The organism is Streptomyces virginiae, from assembly GCF_000720455.1.
Classification (GTDB): Bacteria; Actinomycetota; Actinomycetes; order Streptomycetales; family Streptomycetaceae; genus Streptomyces; species Streptomyces virginiae.
In genome coordinates this window covers 45,685-63,532 of record NZ_JOAK01000022.1, presented here as the reverse complement: position 1 = coordinate 63,532, position 17,848 = coordinate 45,685, and the positions used below count along the sequence as shown (strand labels likewise).

At 66.9% G+C, this 17,848-nt stretch carries 18 protein-coding genes and 4 pseudogenes; 10 read left to right on the top strand and 12 right to left on the bottom strand.

Translation table 11 applies throughout. The features are described from left to right. Position 1 precedes the first annotated feature (1 nt). From IG86_RS45565 to IG86_RS0127760, 3 genes are all read left to right on the top strand, one after another. Positions 2–526, top strand: coding sequence for a transposase (locus IG86_RS45565; protein ID WP_385872062.1), 525 nt, complete (start codon positions 2–4; stop codon positions 524–526). Further along, a complete protein-coding gene (locus IG86_RS0127765) occupies positions 523–993 on the top strand; it encodes a DUF5959 family protein (RefSeq protein ID WP_157854907.1) in 471 nt (156 codons plus the stop codon). Before IG86_RS45565 ends, IG86_RS0127765 begins: the two co-directional genes overlap by 4 nt. A 150-nt stretch (positions 994–1,143) precedes the next feature. Beyond that, positions 1,144–1,833, top strand: coding sequence for an SMI1/KNR4 family protein (locus IG86_RS0127760; protein ID WP_030900466.1), 690 nt, complete (start codon positions 1,144–1,146; stop codon positions 1,831–1,833). On the opposite strand, the pseudogene IG86_RS42480 reads toward IG86_RS0127760, so the two are convergent. From IG86_RS42480 to IG86_RS0127750, 3 genes and pseudogenes are all read right to left on the bottom strand, one after another. Continuing rightward, positions 1,812–2,644 (bottom strand): annotated as a pseudogene (locus IG86_RS42480) (IS5 family transposase); the annotation flags it as partial. The gene IG86_RS0127760 and the pseudogene IG86_RS42480 overlap by 22 nt on opposite strands. A gap of 114 nt (positions 2,645–2,758) precedes the next feature. Next, positions 2,759–2,946, bottom strand: a pseudogene (locus tag IG86_RS44625) (RacP protein); the annotation flags it as partial. 111 nt (positions 2,947–3,057) lie between these two features. Further along, positions 3,058–3,408, bottom strand: coding sequence for a winged helix-turn-helix transcriptional regulator (locus IG86_RS0127750; protein WP_030900464.1), 351 nt, complete (start codon positions 3,406–3,408; stop codon positions 3,058–3,060). A gap of 76 nt (positions 3,409–3,484) precedes the next feature. Between IG86_RS0127750 and IG86_RS0127745 the strand changes: the two genes are divergently transcribed. After that, on the top strand, positions 3,485–4,144 hold the full coding sequence (locus IG86_RS0127745; protein ID WP_030900463.1) for an NADPH-dependent F420 reductase: 660 nt from the start codon (positions 3,485–3,487) through the stop codon (positions 4,142–4,144). Positions 4,145–4,883: 739 nt separating this feature from the next. On the opposite strand, the pseudogene IG86_RS44620 reads toward IG86_RS0127745, so the two are convergent. Next, a pseudogene (locus tag IG86_RS44620) lies at positions 4,884–5,017 on the bottom strand (HNH endonuclease); the annotation flags it as partial. Positions 5,018–5,041: 24 nt separating this feature from the next. Between IG86_RS44620 and IG86_RS45560 the strand changes: the two are divergent. Beyond that, positions 5,042–5,347: pseudogene (locus IG86_RS45560) on the top strand (helix-turn-helix domain-containing protein); the annotation flags it as partial. Between the two features lie 43 nt (positions 5,348–5,390). Further along, positions 5,391–6,434 (top strand): transposase, encoded by a 1,044-nt coding sequence (locus IG86_RS44610; RefSeq protein ID WP_420894125.1) that lies wholly within the window; start codon positions 5,391–5,393, stop codon positions 6,432–6,434. A gap of 385 nt (positions 6,435–6,819) precedes the next feature. Here the strand turns inward: IG86_RS44610 and IG86_RS0127730 are convergent, their stop codons facing one another. Both IG86_RS0127730 and IG86_RS45555 read right to left on the bottom strand, forming a co-directional pair. Beyond that, positions 6,820–7,023, bottom strand: coding sequence for a hypothetical protein (locus IG86_RS0127730; protein WP_030900457.1), 204 nt, complete (start codon positions 7,021–7,023; stop codon positions 6,820–6,822). Positions 7,024–7,141: 118 nt separating this feature from the next. Beyond that, positions 7,142–7,540 (bottom strand): ATP-binding protein, encoded by a 399-nt coding sequence (locus IG86_RS45555; protein ID WP_362950626.1) that lies wholly within the window; start codon positions 7,538–7,540, stop codon positions 7,142–7,144. A gap of 270 nt (positions 7,541–7,810) precedes the next feature. Here IG86_RS45555 and IG86_RS39130 point away from each other — a divergent pair, with 270 nt between their 5' ends. The 4 genes from IG86_RS39130 (at position 7,811) to IG86_RS44605 (ending at position 11,614) form a co-directional block, all read left to right on the top strand. Continuing rightward, positions 7,811–8,797, top strand: coding sequence for a tyrosine-type recombinase/integrase (locus tag IG86_RS39130; RefSeq protein ID WP_244306101.1), 987 nt, complete (start codon positions 7,811–7,813; stop codon positions 8,795–8,797). A gap of 131 nt (positions 8,798–8,928) precedes the next feature. Continuing rightward, a complete protein-coding gene (locus tag IG86_RS0127720) occupies positions 8,929–9,255 on the top strand; it encodes a helix-turn-helix domain-containing protein (protein ID WP_030900452.1) in 327 nt (108 codons plus the stop codon). 3 nt (positions 9,256–9,258) lie between these two features. Next, positions 9,259–10,230, top strand: a complete 972-nt coding sequence (locus IG86_RS42470) for a hypothetical protein (protein WP_051785448.1) — start codon at positions 9,259–9,261, stop codon at positions 10,228–10,230. Beyond that, entirely contained in the window at positions 10,133–11,614 is a 1,482-nt protein-coding gene (locus IG86_RS44605) for a site-specific integrase (RefSeq protein WP_244306099.1), read from the top strand. The genes IG86_RS42470 and IG86_RS44605 overlap by 98 nt, the downstream gene beginning before the upstream one ends. Positions 11,615–11,678: 64 nt before the next feature. Here the strand turns inward: IG86_RS44605 and IG86_RS42465 are convergent, their stop codons facing one another. From IG86_RS42465 to IG86_RS0127685, 6 genes are all read right to left on the bottom strand, one after another. Then, positions 11,679–11,951 carry a hypothetical protein gene (locus tag IG86_RS42465; RefSeq protein ID WP_030900449.1) on the bottom strand — a complete coding sequence of 91 codons (273 nt, stop codon included), beginning with the start codon at positions 11,949–11,951 and terminating at the stop codon, positions 11,679–11,681. Between the two features lie 117 nt (positions 11,952–12,068). Continuing rightward, the gene (locus IG86_RS0127700) at positions 12,069–13,013 is read right to left on the bottom strand and encodes a hypothetical protein (protein WP_051785447.1); all 945 of its coding nucleotides are present in this window, start codon (positions 13,011–13,013) and stop codon (positions 12,069–12,071) included. 542 nt (positions 13,014–13,555) lie between these two features. Continuing rightward, complete coding sequence (locus tag IG86_RS43155) at positions 13,556–14,326, bottom strand: hypothetical protein (protein ID WP_157854906.1); 771 nt, start codon at positions 14,324–14,326, stop codon at positions 13,556–13,558. 645 nt (positions 14,327–14,971) lie between these two features. Next, entirely contained in the window at positions 14,972–15,529 is a 558-nt protein-coding gene (locus IG86_RS0127695; protein ID WP_030900441.1) for a 2'-5' RNA ligase family protein, read from the bottom strand. Positions 15,530–15,757: 228 nt separating this feature from the next. Next, entirely contained in the window at positions 15,758–16,189 is a 432-nt protein-coding gene (locus tag IG86_RS0127690; protein WP_030900438.1) for a GNAT family N-acetyltransferase, read from the bottom strand. A gap of 726 nt (positions 16,190–16,915) precedes the next feature. Continuing rightward, a complete protein-coding gene (locus tag IG86_RS0127685; RefSeq protein WP_030830723.1) occupies positions 16,916–17,779 on the bottom strand; it encodes a PhzF family phenazine biosynthesis protein in 864 nt (287 codons plus the stop codon). Positions 17,780–17,848: the final 69 nt, after the last annotated feature.

The window sequence follows — 17,848 nt, the reverse complement described above, 5'->3', positions numbered from 1 at the left end:
GGTGCGGCCCGTCTCCAGCGCCGCGACGATCGAGTACCCAGCCGGGCACCCATCTGGTGCTTGCCCAGGCCGCGGCCGAAGGTGTGACAGAACGAGCGGTCCGAGGACGTGTCGGCGTCCGGCCGCAGCCACGGGGAGACCCCCCGAATCACCAAGGCCTGGGCCGACACCGGATACCGGACCAAGGCCCTCGAGCATGGCACCAGCCTCGGCATCGACGTTGAGATCACGCGACGCCCCGGGCCAGAAGGGCTTCGAGGTCATCCCCAGGCGCTGGGTCGTCGAGCGGACCTTCGGCTGGCTCATGAACCACCGGCGCCTGACCCGTGACTACGAAACTCATCCGCATCGCTCCGAGGCCATGATCCGCGTCGCAATGATCGACCTGATGAGCCGCAGGCTCACCCAGCAATCCACCCCGAACTGGAATGGGTCATGGCCGAACCACGAGACTTGTCCGACAAGCCCACCCGGCGATAGGCGAAGATGCAGCTCAGCCCTACACGAGAGAGCGAGTCCACGGTGACTGAACCGACCCCGGTGAACCTCATAGATCTGGGAGACGCGGAGGGCAACCGCTGCGTCGTCCGCGTAACCGGCCGCTATCAGCCCGGGATTTTGACCGGCCACGACACCCTCCGAGCCGATGTCCTGGTCTCTGCGAGCTTCGTCGATGCCAGGCTTGAGATCTACCTGTTCCAGCAGGACCTCGACACCTGGCAGCACGACCTGACCCGGCTTGTGCGGGGCGAAGGCGCGACGATCGGTGGCGACCGCGGGCTGAGCCTCGACTTCTTCATGTACGAGGACCGGAAGCTGGCGTTGACGGTCCAGGACCCCGACCGACTGAGCGTCATGCTCGGAATCGAACCTCCGGCGACCTGGATTCAGGACCACAACCAACACCTCGACCAGGTTCGAGCAACCTGGCCCAGCGAGGTCGTGGAGACGGCTCCCATGGCCTACGAGTGGAGCCCCAGCCGCAAGCGCTAGGTCACGCGACGAGCCCCAAGTCGCCAACTCGGCTACTTCTCAAACACCCCCGCCGGGACAAAACGCTCTTTCAGTGCGTATTTTTGAAGGCTAGCCTGCCGGAGCCCACCCTGCTCGGCCCCGCCTCGCCGTGCGGCATAGGCTCGGCCCATGGATGACTCGATATGGGTGGGGGTGCGGGAACGGGTGCAGTCCCTCATTGCCGCGCCGGCCGGTGACCGTGTTTTTGGCGCGATCGGGCACAAGTTCTTCCTCGAGGACCCCCTGACCCCGGCAGAGCTGGCCGACCTGGAAGGTCAGATGGGTGTGTCGCTGCCCGGGGAGTACCGCGACTTCCTCCTCTGGGTGGGCGCCGGAGGTGCCGGGCCCTCGTATGGGGTGTATACGGTACGACTCATTCAGGGTCGCTGGCGGTGGGAGGGGGATGGAGCCGATCTGGCTGACCTGTCCCGTCTGGCCGAGCCCTTTCCGCGTGAAGGTGCCGATCCTGAAGTTGTCCAGTCGCTGCTGGCCGAGCACCCCGAGGAAGAGGACTTCGAGGACATCGAGGACTTCGATGACGCCACTGAGGCATGGGAAGAGCGCTGGGAACCCGTGATGTGGTCGGCGGACCGCACTGTCGGCGCGATCGTGATCTCAACGCTGGGGTGTGCCGCCCGCGAGTGGCTGATCATCAGCGGCCCGGAGCGTGGGCGAATCTGGTCCGACAACAGGGCGGATGACGAGGACCTGAAGCCGCTCCTCGATGAGCACGATGCTCCGATGACTTTCACCCGCTGGTATCTGACGTGGCTTGAGGGGGCGGAACGTCAGTTGGGACCGGTCCCCGCGGCGGACTGAGCTGCGGGCTCTGCTGAGGATGTCTCGGGCTTCCTTGTCCAGCTGCCGGTGCCGGGGCCTTTGCGGGTCAGTCGCCTGGTCATGAGCGTGATGGCGGCCCAGGTGATCAGCGTCTCGGAGTGTGGGACGAGCCGTTCGTAGTCACGTGCATGGCGGCGGGCATGCATCATCCAGGCCCAGGTCCGCTCGACGACCTAGCGCCGGGGCAGGACGACGAATCCCGAGGAGTCGTTGGGCCGGCTGGCGGTCTTGATAGACAGGTTTAGGTGCCTCTTTGCCCAGGTCACGAGCTTGCCCGCATAGGCGGAGTCAGCCCAGACGATCGTAATCGCGGGGTGCATGAGGCGGAGGCGGAAGGGGACTTCCTTGGCTACGTGGCTGTCGTGGAGATCGGCGGGGGTCACCATGACGAGCAGTGGGAGGCCGCGGGTGTCGACCACCATGTGGCACTTGCGGCCGTTGATTTTCTTGCCCACGTCGTAGCCGCGCGAGTCACGGCCGACGGTCTCCGCAGCTGTAACGGACTGGGAGTCGATGACGGTGGCGACCGCGCGGGGTCCTTTGCCCAGGTCGCAGCAGATCCGTTGCGAGAGTGCGTCGCGGATCTGGCCGATGACACCGCAGCTGCCCAGCGGGCCATGAACCCCCAGACGGTCCGCCAGGGCGGGTAGTCCACCGGCAGGGCCCGCCATTTGCAGCCGGTGTCGACGACGTAGCGGATGGCGTCGACGATCTCGCGGCGGTGGTGCTTCGCGGGCTGGCCGCCGGTGGGTGTCTCGCAGGCCGGGACTGGGAGAAGGGGTTCGAGCAGGGCCTATTCGGCGTCGGTGGTGTCGGAGGGGTAGCGGCGTCGGCGCATGGTGGCGGGCCTTCGAGCGGTGCTGCCCGGGGCCCCGCCGAAGGCCGGGCCCCGGGCAGCCGTGAGTCAGTAGCTGTTGACGAGGTCGAGAGTGGATTCGACGGATCTGAGCTGGGCGGTGATGTGCCGGACTCAGTTGTCACCGGGTGGGTGGCGGCGTGGGGTGCGACGGTGCCGGTGATGAACAGGCGGAACTCGGTGAGCTTCTCCGTGATCACCTTTCGTTGGTATGCCTCCAGGGCGGTCTGTGACGACATCCGCGGAGCGGTCCTCACTCTGGGATGCGCGCTGATCTGCTGGCGGCGTTTGCATTCATCCCGATGAAAGTACGTCAACGCGTGCAGGGAAGGTCACGGGCTGGGAGCTCACCCGCTCATTCGTTCCCGGGCGGCCATGACCTCATCGCCGTGCTCGAAGGCCCACGCGCCAAGTGCGTCGATGGGGCCGAGCAACGTCTGCCCCACAGCAGTGAGTTCGTACTCGACACGAGGTGGCACTTCGCGATAGGCGTTCCGTGTCACCAGCCCATTGAACTCCAACCGCCGCAACGTCTCGGTCAGGACCTTGGGGCTGATGCCGCCGATGAGATCGCGTAGTTCGCCGGGGCGCTTGGGCCCCTCCCGCAGGACCCAGATCAGCACGGCGTTCCAGGTGTTGGAGAGGAGGTCGAAGGCGAGGCGGGCGCGGCAGTCAGCGAGGAAGGCGTCGGTCGTCACGTACCAAATGGTGCCTGACGGGTTTCCTAACGTCGTCCCGAAAGCGGTTGGAACGGATGTGGAAAGGGGCGTATCGATGAAGATCGGTGTGCTGGGAACGGGGAACATGGCGGACGCACTGGCCACGCACTGGGTGCGGGCCGGGCACGAGGTGTTCGTCGGAGGCCGGGACGAGCAGAAGGCCCAGCGGCTCGCGACGCGCATCGGGGGCGCTGCGGGGCACGGGAGCCTGCAGGCGGCGGTGAGTTTCGGCGAGGTGGTGCTGGCCGCGCTGCCGTACGGCGCGGGAGCGGACGTCGCTCGGGAGCATGAATCGGCGCTGAAGGGGAAGGTCCTGCTCGACTGCGCCAATCCTGTCGGGTCCGGCTTCCGGCTGCTGACGGAAGGCGGCCCCTCGGCGGCGCTCCGACTGGCTGCGGCGGCACCAGGCGTGCACGTCGTCAAGGCGTTCAACCTCTGCCATGAGGACGTGTGGCGGATGAACCCGCCGGTCTTCGACGGCCAGCCCCTGACCGTTCCGATCTGCGGGGACGACGAGGCGGCACTCGCACTGACACGCAAGCTGGTGCGCGACACGGGCTGTGAGCCAGTGGCCGGGGGCGGACTGGACCGCGCCGGGCTGCTGGAGGCGACCGCCGCGCTGTTCATCGGACTGTGGGTGGTGGAGCAGGCAGACGTACGGGCGATCGCGCCGCCGCTGGCCTATGCGACAGGTCCGCGAGCCGGGAGCGCCTGAGGTGTCCAGGTCATTGCGTTAGGAGTTCTAAGGCCGACGGAGCGTGCGCAGCGGACGGACCATCCACTGTCGCAGGCACCTCTGCTGGCGTCGTTCCCGCCGGCACCGGCGGTCGTTGTCCGCGGCGACGCGTGCCTGACCGTCCCCCACGGAGGCGCGTAGGAGGGGGCCCTGTCCCACGCCCGGCCAGGGGCCCCTCCCCTCGTTCACGCGGCGGCGGCGAGAGCGCGCCTCATCCGTCTCCGGCAGAGGCCGGGCCACGATGGAGGCCCGCAGGACGGTGCCTGCGGGTGAGGGGAGAAGGAACTTGATCAACGTGGGCATGCGGTGCGGCATCTCGGTCCTGATCAGCGCGGACGGGGAACTCGACGAACCCCCGGCTCTGAGGGCGTGCACCTGATCCGGCACGCCCGCGGAGTCGAGGTCGGTTGGCTGGCCGAAGACATCAGCCCACCTCCCCGGCGGCGCGGCACCCGCCGCAGCCGCCAGCCCTCTCCCGACGATCTGCCCGGTCCGACACGCCCGCGCCATGGCCGCAGCGCTCCGCGCAGCAGGCCTGACCGTGGAGACCCGGGGCAATGAGTGGCTCCTGGTCTTCTTCGACCACCCCGCCGGCCCCGCACCCGGAGATGGCGGGGCCGGCGGGCTGAGAGCGCCTACGGGGGCGGGGGTGAACTCCACGTCCGTACCGCCGCAGCCGGCCTCGATGTCGAACAGAAGGTCTCGCTCCGCCTCGTCGCAGCCACTCCGCCGGATCCTGGTCCGCCTTCGACCGGTTCGAGCGGGCGGTCACCGCGACCAGCGAGGCCGGCTGGCCCTGGTCGTTCGCGTACGCCTCGCGCCTTGCGCGGTCCACGAACTGGCGCCAGCTGGCGGGGAGCGCACCAGGCCCGGCAGCGTGCCGCAGTCGTCCTCCTTGCCGCACTCGGCCGGGGTGCTGGCAGGATCGCCGCCGAGACCCGCCTGCACGTGGACACGGTCCGGACCTGGCGCGGCCGGTTCGCCGACGGCGGGCTGCCGGCCCTGTCCGACCGCAGGCGCTCCGGGCGCCTCGCCCGATTCACCCCCGTGCAGGTCGCGAGGCCAAGGTTGGCCTGCCAGCTGCCCGCCGAGACCGGCGTGCCGCTGTCGCGCTGGTCCTGCCCGGAGCTGGCCGCCGAGCTGACCGCGCGCGGGATAACCGACAGCATCTCCGCATCCACCGTGCGCCGCTGGGTGCGCGAGGACGCGCTCAAGCCCTGGCAGTATCGGTCCTGGATCTTCATCCGCGACGCGGACTTCCGCCGCAAGGTCCAACATCCTGGACCTTTACGCCCGCACGTTCGAGGGCGCCCCGCTGGGCGAGGACGAGTACGTCCTCTGCAGCGACGAGAATACCTCTGTCCAGGCCCGCTGCCGCTGCCATCCGACCCTGGCCCCGGGCCGGGCCCGGGCGATGCGCGTCAACCACGAGTACGGCTGTGGCGGTGCGGTGGCCTACCTGGCCGCCTACGACGTCCACCGCGCGAAGGTCTTGGGCCGCTGTGAACCGAAGACCGGCATCGTCCCCTTCATGGCTCTGGTCACCCAGGTCATGACCGCCGAGCCCTACGCGAGCGCCAGAGGCGTCTTCTGGATCGTCGACAACGGATCCTCCCACCGGGGGAAGAAGGCCATGGATCGTCTGACCAAGGCGTTTCCGAACGCGGTCATGGTCCACACCTCCGTGCACGCTTCCTGGACAAACCAGATCGAAATCTTCTTCTCAATCGTCCAGCGCAAGGTCGTCCAACCCAATGACTTCACGGACCTGACCCAGGTCCGGGACCAGGTCCGAGCATTCGAAGACGCTACAACGCCACAGCACAGCCGTTCCAGTGGAAGTTCATCACCTCCGACCTGGACGATCTGCTGGCCCGACTCGACCGACACACATCAGCCGATCGACAAGAGGAATCCTCCGTCGCCCCTGCAGCCTGATCACCCCCGAAGGACTTCGAGAGCCGACCACTTAGCATCAGGAGCAGCCGACTGGGCACACGAAGTCTATGTCCGGAGACTCCGCACGTTTCACGAGCGCCCTCTTCCGTTCTGCCCCCGACGGTCAAGCGCCTCCGCGGGCGGCGAAGCATGGCCGCCGCGAACGGCTCGGCAGAAGGTGGCGCCTCAGGATCTTCACCTACCGTGGCATCGATTTCCTCTCCACTCACCTCCCTGGCGACCCCAGGCCTGGCCAGGAGTGCCTGCTTTTGGTCCACGTCCGCAAGGTAGTCGGCCAAGTCCACTATCGGGTCTGCACCGGATGCGGTGAGGGTGTGATCAATGGCATCGACATCGATGACCGCTTCCTCTCCAGCGGCCTCGGCGACCGAGCCCTGTCGCACCTTCGGGCCCGCCACCCGGGCATGTCCTGGCGCAGCACCCTGACTCTGCGCACCACACACAATCTGCTGCGGCACATGCGACTCCCATCGTCCTCGGCCGTTGCCTCTTGTCCCCACGGGCACGCTCCAGCGGCCCCGGCCACATCAGGGGGGTAATACGAAGACCGTCGGAAATTTGCGGGCTACCGGCGGATGCGGCTCATTTACGCCGACCCACCAGATGCAAGGCAGGCGCCAAACGGAGTTTATGTAGATCCTCGAGGGGGCGACGGCCGGTGCGTACCGGACGTCGGCCCGGGTGGGGCCGGACCCTCACCGGCGTTCCTCGCGGGAGTCCTCGCCGTCATGCCGCTGTTCTACCTCCTCTTCGGCGCGGTCCGACACGAACTGCACCGCCCAGGGGCCCTCGCCGGACAGCTCGCCGGTTTCATCGCCTTCGCCGCTGTCGCCCTGGCAGCCGTTCTCCTGGACGGCGCCCTGGCCCTGCTCGTCCTCGCGGCCGGCTGGCTGGGCCACGCCGGGTGGGACGCCGTCCACTACCAGAGGGACCAGGTCGCGCCCCGGCAGTGGTCCGAATGGTGCGGAGTCTTCGATGCCTGCGGCGCCCTCGCTCTACTGGTTGCCGCCGTAACGATCACCGGCCAGTGTTCCGACCTGCGGAAAGCCCGCCAGGCGCGGCCCGGGCAGCGGCACCGACAACGACTCCGGGGTCAAGGTACGCAGCGGCCGTCGGCTTGCGAGTGGGCAGGGTCGCGATGATGGTCTTGCCACTGGGGTGGGAGCGGACGAAGGTGTTCGGGGCGAGGGTCTTCACCACGCGCCATCCGAAGCCGCCGGGCGTGTGCGCGGAGGGTGGTCTGAGGTGCGGCAGGAGAGCTGAGCGGTCGGACACCTTAACGATGACCTGGTCAGCGCGGACAGTGACCTGGAATCCCGTGATCCCTCCTGCATGCCGCCGGGCATTGGAGACGAGCTCGCTCACCACCGTCAACACATCGGCGACCAGGGCCGGGGGCGCGTCCTGCTCGGCCAGGACACGTTCTCAGCACCAACTGCTGTCCCGATGTTCCTACCGACGCCAATTGCATCGGATGCGAATAGGCGACACCCATCCCGGATGTTGGTCTGGGGCCGTCTGGAACCGGTCTCACCAGGGACGCTGAGCTCGGAACCACGGTAGCGGCCTCCTCGGCGGACATCTGCAGGTCTCACTCCATCGAGCGATTGAACTGCGAAGACGCCCCCGAGTCGCATCTGATGCGAAATTCTCGCGTCAGATGCGATAGACGGAGAGTGATGGCGGATGGGTGGGGACGATCTCATTCCAGGGTCTGCTCGGCTGCACCTGATCGACGGTCTGCCGTTGCTGCGGCCGGACGAGCAGGTCTTCGAGGCGAAGATCAAGGGCTGGCGCAACCAGCAGCTCACCCGGAATCTCTCACTGGGGTACGTCGGTGACCAGGAACGTACGGTCCGGGCGTTCACCCGGCATGCCGATGCGATGCCGTGGCAGTGGACGCCGCAGCACGTCGACGAATGGTCAGCCGATCTGCGGGCCGTGCACGGCTGCGTCCGCTCCACCCTGCGCAACTATCAGGCCTCGGTACGGCAGTTCTGCGACTTCCTGACCAATCCAGCCTATGGCTGGAGCGACGAGTGCCTGCGGCACTTCGGTACTCACCCAGTCCAGGTGGCCTACGACTGGAACGCCGCGACGCACGCCGACGAAGCCGAGGGCGAGCCAGAACGACGGGCATTCACCAAGCCCGAGCTGGAGGCATTCTTCGATCATGCCGACGAGGAGGTCTTGCGCGGTCGAGGCAAGGGCCGCAAGGGCTGGCTGCCGGCCTTCCGAGATGCCGCCTTGTTCAAGGTTGCGTACGCCTACGGCCTGCGACGCAACGAGACCCGAATGCTGGATCTCACCGACTTCGGACGCAACCCGGAGGGCCGGGAGTTCGGCGACTACGGCACCCTGCTGGTCCGCTACGGCAAGGCCAAGAAGGGGTCGCCGCCCAAGCGCCGCAGCGTGCTCACCGTCTGGCACTGGACGCCCGGCACGATCGAGGAATGGATCAGCGAGGTGCGGCCTGGGATGCGGCATTCGACCGGCCGGGCCCTGTGGCCATCCGAGCGAGGCCCGCGGGTCGGTCTTCAACGCCTGGACTCCCGCTTCGCCAGCTACCGGGACGCCGTCGGCCTGGACCCTGCGCTGGAGTTCCACTCGCTGCGCAGTTCCTACATCACCCACCTGATCGAGGACGGCCACGACCCGCTGTTCGTCCAGTAGCAGGTCGGTCACGACCACGCCTCCACCACCGCGATCTACACCTGCGTCTCCTCAGACTTCCGCACCCGCTCCCTGCGACGTGTCCTGGACGCCACCATCGAGGCCGCTCTGCGGCCGGGAAGGACCTCCTGATGCCACGCCAGATCACCTACCGATGGCGCCTGCGCGAGCTGATGGCCGCCCGCGGCATGTTCACCGTCGCCGAACTCCTGCCACACCTGACTGAACGCGGCATCACACTGTCCTCCTCCCAGGTCCACCGCCTGGTCTCTGGCACCCCGGAGCGGCTCTCCCTGCCCGTGCTGGCCACCCTCTGCGACATCCTCGACTGCACGCCCACCGACCTGATCACCACCTCAGCCCAGAACCTTCCGTCCCGCCGCGCGGCTGGCGAAGAGGCGCCGATCAATCTCGCTGCCCGACGGCCCACCCGGGTCCGGCTGACGCCCGAGGGGTGAGCGGTGACGCCGGAAGAGTACGAGCGGTGGATGATCCGAGACTGCGCACGCTGCGGCCGCCGGGCCTCGAAGTCCGCCGAGTGGTCGGACGGTCCGATCTGCCGGACCTGCTACGAACGCGCGATGCGCGTCCGCGGCAGCTGCCCCCGTTGCGGCACCGACCGGCTGCTGCCCGGCCGGGACACCGACGGCACACCGATCTGCCGCGACTGCGCCAGCATCGCCCGGGACTTCTTCTGCGACCGCTGCGGCTTCGAGGGGCTCCTGCTCGGCGGACGTCTCTGCGAACGCTGCACCCTCTCCGACACGCTCAGCCGTCTCCTCGACAACGGCACTGGCCACGTCGCCCCTCCGCTGCAACCGCTGGTCACCATCCTGCTGGAAATGGACCAGCCCAAGAGCCGCCTGATCTGGCTCCGCAACCCCAACGTCGTCCGTCTCCTCCACGGCTTGGCCGCCGGCGGCATCCCGCTCACCCACGATGGGCTGCACCAGGAAACACCCTGGCGAACCGTCGCCCACCTGCGTGACCTACTGATGGACAGCGGCGTCCTGCCACGCGTCGACCGACAGCTCATGCTCTACCAGCGCTGGCTGACCGAACGGCTCGGCGTCATCGAGGATCCTGAACACTGTCGGCTTCTTCAGCACTTCGCCACCTGGCACCAGATGCGGCGCCTGCGGAGCAAGGCCGAGAAGGGGCCTCTGGGACGTTCCCAGACCGGCCAGGCGAAACAGGAGATCACTCAGGCTGGCACCTTCCTCTCCTGGCTCGCCGACCGAGGCCGCCCCCTCGAACACTGCCAGCAGGCGGACGTCGACGCCTGGCACACGGAGAAGCTGGCCACCCGGCGCCCGGCTCAGACGTTCCTGCCGGATGCCCCGCCTCACCCTGCCACCCCAAGTCATCAACCAGGACCAAGCGCCACTGCACCAGCACCGCCGACTCGCCATTCTCCGGCGGACCCTCAGTGACGACTCCCTGCCCCTGCGGGCCCGGGTCGCGGCCGCGCTCGTTCTCCTCTACGCACAACCGGTCACCCGCATCGTCCGCCTCACCGTCGACGACGTCATCGACGACGGGGCCACCCTCACCGTCCGGCTGGGAGACCCGCCGTCCCCGCTTCCGGAACCGGTCGCTGACCTCCTGCGGGCATACGTCCAGTCCCGCCAGCACCTGCCCTACGCCAGCAGTAGAAGCTCGCAGTGGCTCTTCCCCGGCCGCCAGCCCGGACAGCCCATGAATCCGGTCAGCCTCCAAGCGCACCTGCGAATGATCGGCGTCCCGCCACAGCGCGGCAGGACCTCCGCGATCCGCCAACTCGTCCTCCAAGCCCCAGCCCCCGTCATCGCGAAGGCGCTCGGCTACCACGACAAGACAGCCACCCGCCTGGTCACCGAGGCCGGGGGAACCTGGAACCGGTATGCCCCGGGTGACCACGGGCGCTGCCCCGGCCGAACCTTGATCCTGAGAGCAGAAGGAAGGTTCAATCGCCGGATGGCTGAGACTGACATTGACCTGGGAGTCGTGACGGCGCCGTCGGGAGTCCTCGTATTGGGGATGGCGTCGTGGATCGACTACTGGCCGCAGCTGGGCCGACCGCTGTCCGAGCGCGCAAGGGCCGCGGCATCGGTCGGCGGCGGACACGGCCACGACTGGATGTGTGAGATGGTCTCGGTTCGCGCCGCCAGTGACAGGCCGTTGATGGTGCGGGCTGGCACGGCGGCGTCGCCCTTCGACGGAGGACCAGCCATCGCAGTCCTTGAGATCGATCTCGGTCTGCCATGGGCCGGCACCGCCGGAGACGAGCCGATCATCCTCGGCGACCTACCGGTCGACCGTTGCGGCATGGTGCTCGGTGACGCGCTTGCCCTGGACTCCTGGACCGGAGACGGCCATCCGTCAACCGACGGCCTTGCCGACGTCGCCTACTGGGGAGGCTACGCGGAGGCCGCCCATCTTCAGTTCGGCGGAGACCTGATCTTGCGACACGGCGGTCAAGTGCGAGGGTGGCTCGACCTCCCGCTCGATGACGCCAAGAAGCTCGGCGACGCCCTCAACGACTGGAAAGGCGACGAACAGGGCCGGGGCGTCATGGTTGCAGTCGATGAGCACACCGACTTCCACCGCTTCAACCGAGCGAGTTGGACCCACCCGCTTCAGATCGGCGCCATCGAGGTCGCTGACTGCTCCGTTCTGGGGATCAACTGGGACAGCGGCGACCACTCGATGCGACATCGCGGCGAACGCCGCTTCGGGCAGGTCTATCCCGTGACTCTTCAGCCTGGCCCCACGGGCCAGACAACGATGCGCTGGACGATCCCGCCCTACGAGCCCGGTCACCACGGCGCAGAGTGATCAGTAGGCACCACCGACTACTCAGGGTGGTCAAGCTGGAAACTGTCAGAGAATATGCGAGACCTCAACATGCGGGCTTACCAGTCCCTTGGCCGATCTCCGTCTCCAGCGCCCGCCACATCGCGCCCGCATCCAGATCCGACCCGCTCTCGGCAACCAGGTCCTGCTGCTCGCTCCACAGCCGGAACACCCCATCGAGCATCCGTGACGCCTTCGCCACTCGGCCCCGGGCCGCCACCCAGTCCCGGTCCGGCGCGCGGCGCGCGGCGCTGATCGGCCTCACCTGCATCAGCAGCACGAACAGAGCCAGCGCGTCGTCGGTCGCCGCGGCCTCCATGTGCCGGCTTTGGGGCTTACGTCGGCAATACCCGTGAACGTGATCTTGCGGGCATGGTGCCGAGCGCGGCCGGCCCACGGCAGGCGCCGGTCCCGGTTTGGTCGTAAGCTGAGCGCTTCAGTCGTCGATCGTTTCGGATGCTACAGCTGGCGCGGCTTGCCTCCGGGGCCGGTAGGTGAGGGCGTCGGTCAGGCGGTCGGCGTCCAGGGTCAGACGGACGATGTGGTGGTCAGACATACCCGGTTCGACCTCGATCACGTCGAAATCCCTCACCGCTCCGAGTAGGGCGGGCGTGGCGTAGATCCTGTCGATCCGCGTGTCCGGGCCGTGCGTCGGACTGGCGTTCATCGTGCGGGACGCGGCTGCCTTGTCGCCATCGCGGGTGCTCGCCCAATAGCGGGCCACGTCCTCCAGGCCGGCGGTGCGCAGAGCCTCGTCAGGGCAGGTGTCCAACAGCCGCTGCCCATCGGGGCCGATGTGGGAGCGGTGGAGCCGGTGCGGCCGGTCGGCGATCTGTTCCAAATCCGGCAGGGGGAGGTCCCCTTCCAGACCGGGCACCGGGTAGGAGTTGTTGTCACCGCCCATGAGGGCAGGCATCAGCATCCGCTCGCCGTCCGGCATCGTCCACTTGCGGTCGGCCCACTTCGTCAGCCGCTCCACCTCGGCCTGGCGGGTTGTGGCCGAGGCGTGGTTCAGGTGATAAGAAGCCACAACAAGGGGCAGGGACTGGCTGCCGCCTGGTGTGAAGCGGAAGACCGCAACCGTGGGTGGATGAACCCAAACAGGGCCGACGTCCTCACACTCCCTCAGCGGCTGGAACAGCGTCGGGTTCGCGAAGACGGCCGTGCAGGCTCGGGGGCCGAGCCAGCCGCGCAAGCCAAGGACAGCCTCAACCTCGTACATGATCCGGTTGCCGTCCGCCGCAGCACCATCCATCTCTTGGCGGAGGACGAGGTGAGGGTCGAGGGATGCCAGCAGCTCGTGAGCACGCCGCCGCTTGGTGGTGTCACCAGCACCGTTGCGTTTGAGGTTCCAGCACAGGACTGTCACATGCTGGCTCATGCGTTCACCTTTGAAGAGAGAAGAGAGTCGTCTTCGCGTCGCCCGTAGCCTCATCCCCGAATTGGACGATTTGGGCACCGTCAACAACCATCAGATGTCGTTCTGCCCAGGTCGGCCCTGCGGTTCCTGTACGACCTGCTGGTCGTGTGACAACGCCAGCGGGGGACGCTCTGGCGCCGACTTCCAGCGAGCCGACAAGTTGATCGACTCGGAGCTACTGTGCCGATCGGCCAGCACCTTTTCTAGCGCAAGTTTCCGATCATTCATCGTCGAGAGAATCGAACGTTAGCCTCAAGTCAGGTTCAGGCGCTGACGGTTTCCGTGAGCGGCCCGTCGCCACCGTCACGTTACTCACGTTGATCCACGGCTTCGAAGAGTTCCACGGATGCCACGGAGGTGGGCGCGACGCGGGTTGTCACCCGGTGACGCCACCGATCGTGAGGAGTGGGTCCGCCACCTTGTCGCCCAGCTCGGCCGCGCCCGGCCTCCAGCACCATGCGGCAGCCCGCCGTGCCTACCCGCCGCTGTGGGAAGGACAGCCCTTACGCGGTGGCCCCCAACTGCGAAAGGAAAGCTCCCGATCGTGGCGAGGCTTGATCTGCAGCGCGAACGCGGCCGGCCCGGCGTTCCTGGCGCTTCAGCCGTGACCACCTCCAGCCCCTTGACGATCGCGACGGGGCACCCCGCGGGGAAGCAGCCGATGCCCGAGCCCGCGCCGGATCGTCAATGCACGCTGCCACGGTGAGAGCCAGCTTCGGCCCTGGCCTACGGGCTGGTGTATCCCGTTGACGCGGCTGCCGTGATACCTCGGTGGTGGGCAGTCGAGAGGCAGGTCTTGCGGGATAACGTGTCGACCCACCGCGGATGTTCAGGTACAAGTCGAGGAGTTTGACCGTGGCGAAGGCTGTGGCCCCGATGCGCAGAGCGTTGACTCCGAACCAGGCCCAGGCAAGTGTGCCGACGCGCGCCGGGTCGTTGATCGGAGGCCCGAAATACAGCGTGCCGTTGATTTGCGTGACGGCGACGAAGGTGAGCGCGGCCATAGCGAGATGGCCGCAGGTGGCGAGTCGCAGGCGAGTCTGGTTCGCGGGCGACAGCCCGCCCCGCTTCAGCCAGAGAAAGGCCAGCGAGCCCAGTACCGGGACAGCCACGATCGCATAGTAGAAGACCGGGTTGGTGACCGAATGATACGGGTCCCACAAAGACTGGGCTTCCACAGCATGTGCGCCCATCATCATGTTCGGGACATCGACGATCTCCTCATAGAGGAAACCGAAGAAGAACCACGCGTGACACAGAACCGCTGTGCCCACAGCGGGGCCTATACGGGCATGCAAGGGGGTCGCCTCCTGGATGGAAGAATAGAGCCGACCTCCATCAAATAGTCAAACTCTTTACATATCAACTTGCTTGAATACTCGCGCGTAGGGAGGGGGGCGACCTCCCTCGCCTGCTGACGGGGGAAATGACCGACCTCAGCAAGGCGATCGACTTGATAGGCAGCGCTGCAGCAAGCCGGATCAGTATCAACCAGATACACCTAATTTGCTTGGAACGCTGGGGCATCAGGGACTCATGAGCACGGGTCAGGTCGTCGGCCCCGTGCTGACGACTGCCGCCATCAGCGCTATAGCCATCCCGGATGGAGGCTCGGGGGTATGCGCGTCGTGAAATGGATCCAACGGCAGACGCAGGGTGCTGCTGCCCGGCGTCTCGGTGCTGGCCAGGCAGGTGTCGGAGGCCCGCGCGGGGCCGAGTGGCGTCTGTACGAGGCGGTGGCCCGCCGCGCGCCGGGCCGATGATGCGCTCGCGCCGGCGCCCGCCCTGCGGCCGCACCTTTGACGGTGGGATCAGCGGCTCCGCGATCTCCCACAGCCCGTCCGGAGCAATCCAACTCCAAGTACCCTTTCTGGCGGATTGCGACCTTCGGTACGGCAACCTCACCAGCCGCGACGACCTCATCTACATGATTCACCTCGACCGCGCAGGGGAAAGGTCGCCTGTTCATGCCAGGACTCGCCGTCGCAAACCAAAAGCTGAACCGCCGAAACGCGGGCGGTGACCGGCAGACGGCCGGTGAGGGCGGCCTCGGCCTCGTCGAATACGCTCCGCTCCTGACCGTGGGCCACCGTCAGGTGCGGGACGACCTCGACGAACCGGCCCCCATAGGGCGGGACCTCCGGCCATCGTTCGCAGACGGCTTGAGTAAGAGCCCGCAGCGGACCCCCCGGTGTCGGCACCAGGAAGAGCACGTCGGGGAACCGCCCGAAGCCTTCGAACCGGATGTCGAAGGCTCCGTGGGCACCAACGAGTAATGCGAGCGCGCCGAGCACGTCGGCATCGATGCGGCCATGGTCCAGAAATGGATAGAGCACCGTCACGTGCGCCGGAAGCCTGGCTCCGGCCGAGGAGTCGAACCGCTGGCGCCATTGGCCGATGAGCGGCTCGGCTTCGGGCACCTTGACCAACAGCACCGTTTCGCCTGCCTGATACAGGCCCGACTGGTCTTCCGGCATGCCTCTCCCTGCTCCCGTCCGGAATCATAGGACCACACGCCGAAGAGGGTCGCAGCGTGTTGGGACGAGCTGGCGGAGCGGTGTTCCGAATTCGTCGAACCGCAACTACGGCGAGGCGCTTGGCTTCCCCGCGCACCGCATCGCGGCAGCTCGTACCGCCTGCCCTGGTCCGGTTTCGCGTTCCCCGTATCGCGGCTGGAGGCCCGTTTCGCCGAGGTGCTCGGGGGCTCACTGCTCCCCTAGAGTCATCCACTTCTCCGGTTTCTCCAGTGATGCGAAGCCCACCTTGGCGTAGACCGCGTGCGCGTCCGCCGTGGCCAGCAGGATGCGACGCAGGCCATAAGGAGAAAGATGGTCCCGGATCGCAGTGGCCAGAGCGGTTCCCAGACCCTTTCCACGTGCGTCGCGTGCGATGTAGACGTCACACAACCAGGCGAAGGTGGCCGAGTCCGTAACAACACGGGCATAGCCGACCTGGGCGCCTGAGGCGCTGTCGTAGACGCCGAAGTTAAGGGAACAGTCGATCGCCATGTCCTGTTTTTCCCTGGATCGGCCAATGGCCCAGTAGGAGTCCTGTGACAGCCAGTGGTGGATCAGCGCAAGATCAAGGCGGGCGGGGTCTGCGGATATCTCATATCCGGTGGGAAGTTCAGCGTTCATGAGTGTATTGATCCAGTCTGTGCAACTGACCAACCGGCGCGGAATTCGGCATCCGAGTCCGGCCCGTGTTGTCCTGCTCTTGTGGACGTCGAATCGGCTTCGGCGGCTAGGAATCTGAGCATGGGTCTTCCCCTGACGAGATGCGGCTTACGTTTGCTGTGCCAGTGCCACTGGCTGGGGGACTCTCGGCGCGACCGCCTCCTATGGTGGCAGGCCGGCTTGAGCGCTTGACTGCCGAGGGAGTCGGCCGAGACGTTAAGGGAAACCGTAGCGCTGGGGCGGGCAACCCGGCTCTGTCTCAGCCGCGGGTTCTTGCAGCCGCGTCCGCCTCGCCGACCTGAACACACTTGCCTACGCGCTGGTGGGGGCAGAGCGCTTTTGCGAAGCGACGGTCGTCTCCCATGCCTTCGCAGGCGTGGTGACGTCGTGGCCGCGGGCGGCATCAGGATATGCAGTGCAGCGATATACGAAAGCGGCCGAATTTGCCATGCGGCGCTAGGCTGGCTGAATGGGCAGCCAGTTTGAATCCTCAGGTCGAGAAACTGCTCTGCCGGACGCGGCATCCTTTACGTGACATCGCCGACGCTCTACCGGCCGAGCCGTCAGAGAGAAGTCGTGACCGACTCCGCAAAAAGATGGCGTCGAATCTGGCCCGCTCCCCCGGATGGGTTCACCCGACAGCGACCAGACGACGGCTGTCGGACCGGAAGTATTCCAGCAAGCCGCTCATGCTGGCAGCTCCTCCAAACGTCCGTTCGCGACGAACGAGACTTCGCCGCCGACCTGTACCGAGCGGACGTCCCCGCTTGGGCCCTGCGCGCTGATCGTCATCTGGCTGGGACGGCCAGTGAACCGGCCCTGTCTGAGGACCACCTTTTCCCCGTCGCGGATGCGGCCGTGGCGGCGCAGATAGGCGGCGGCACATCCTGCTCCGCTTCCGGTCGCCACGTCCTCGACGATACCGTCGTTGTTCCAGTGCCGTGACTCCAAGGTGTCGGCATCGAGGAGATAGGCGAACTGTGCGCCGAGACTGGAAAGCGGCGTGTCGAGATCGAAAGCGATCCGGGCCCGTTCGAGTGCGCCGCTGCGTACCGGCAGCACCAGGTAGCGCAGGCCGGTGGAGACCACCTCGGGCGGGAGATCCGCATCCAGGTCTTCTTCATTCAGCGAAAACCAAGACGCCAGGTCCTTCCGGTCCGGCTGGCCGAGGAAGGAGGGAGCGCCCTGATCCAGCACGCTCGCGTACCGCCCAGGACCACGCCGATGTGTGGTGATCTCCACCGTGCGGGCTTTCAATTTCATCGTCCACGTCTCACGGTCGCCACTGCCGTGCAGCGCGTGCAGGACGCAGGCGGCTCCGATGACAGGGTGGCCGGCGAAGTCGAGTTCCTCGACGAGGTCGAAGACGCGGGCCCGCCAAGCTCCGTCTCCCGCGTCCTCACCTGTCAGGAAGATCGATTCGAAGTGGCGCATTTCCCGTGTGATGGCCGCCATCTGACCGCTGCTGAGCTGGGCGGCATCCGGGAAGACAGTGAGGCTGTTGCCGCTGAAGGGCTGAGAGCTGAACACATCGACGTGGAAGTAGTGCATGGGACTGACGCTAATGATTCGCTCCTTCAGATGGAACTACCCAATGAACAGGGGGCCGTATAACGTGCG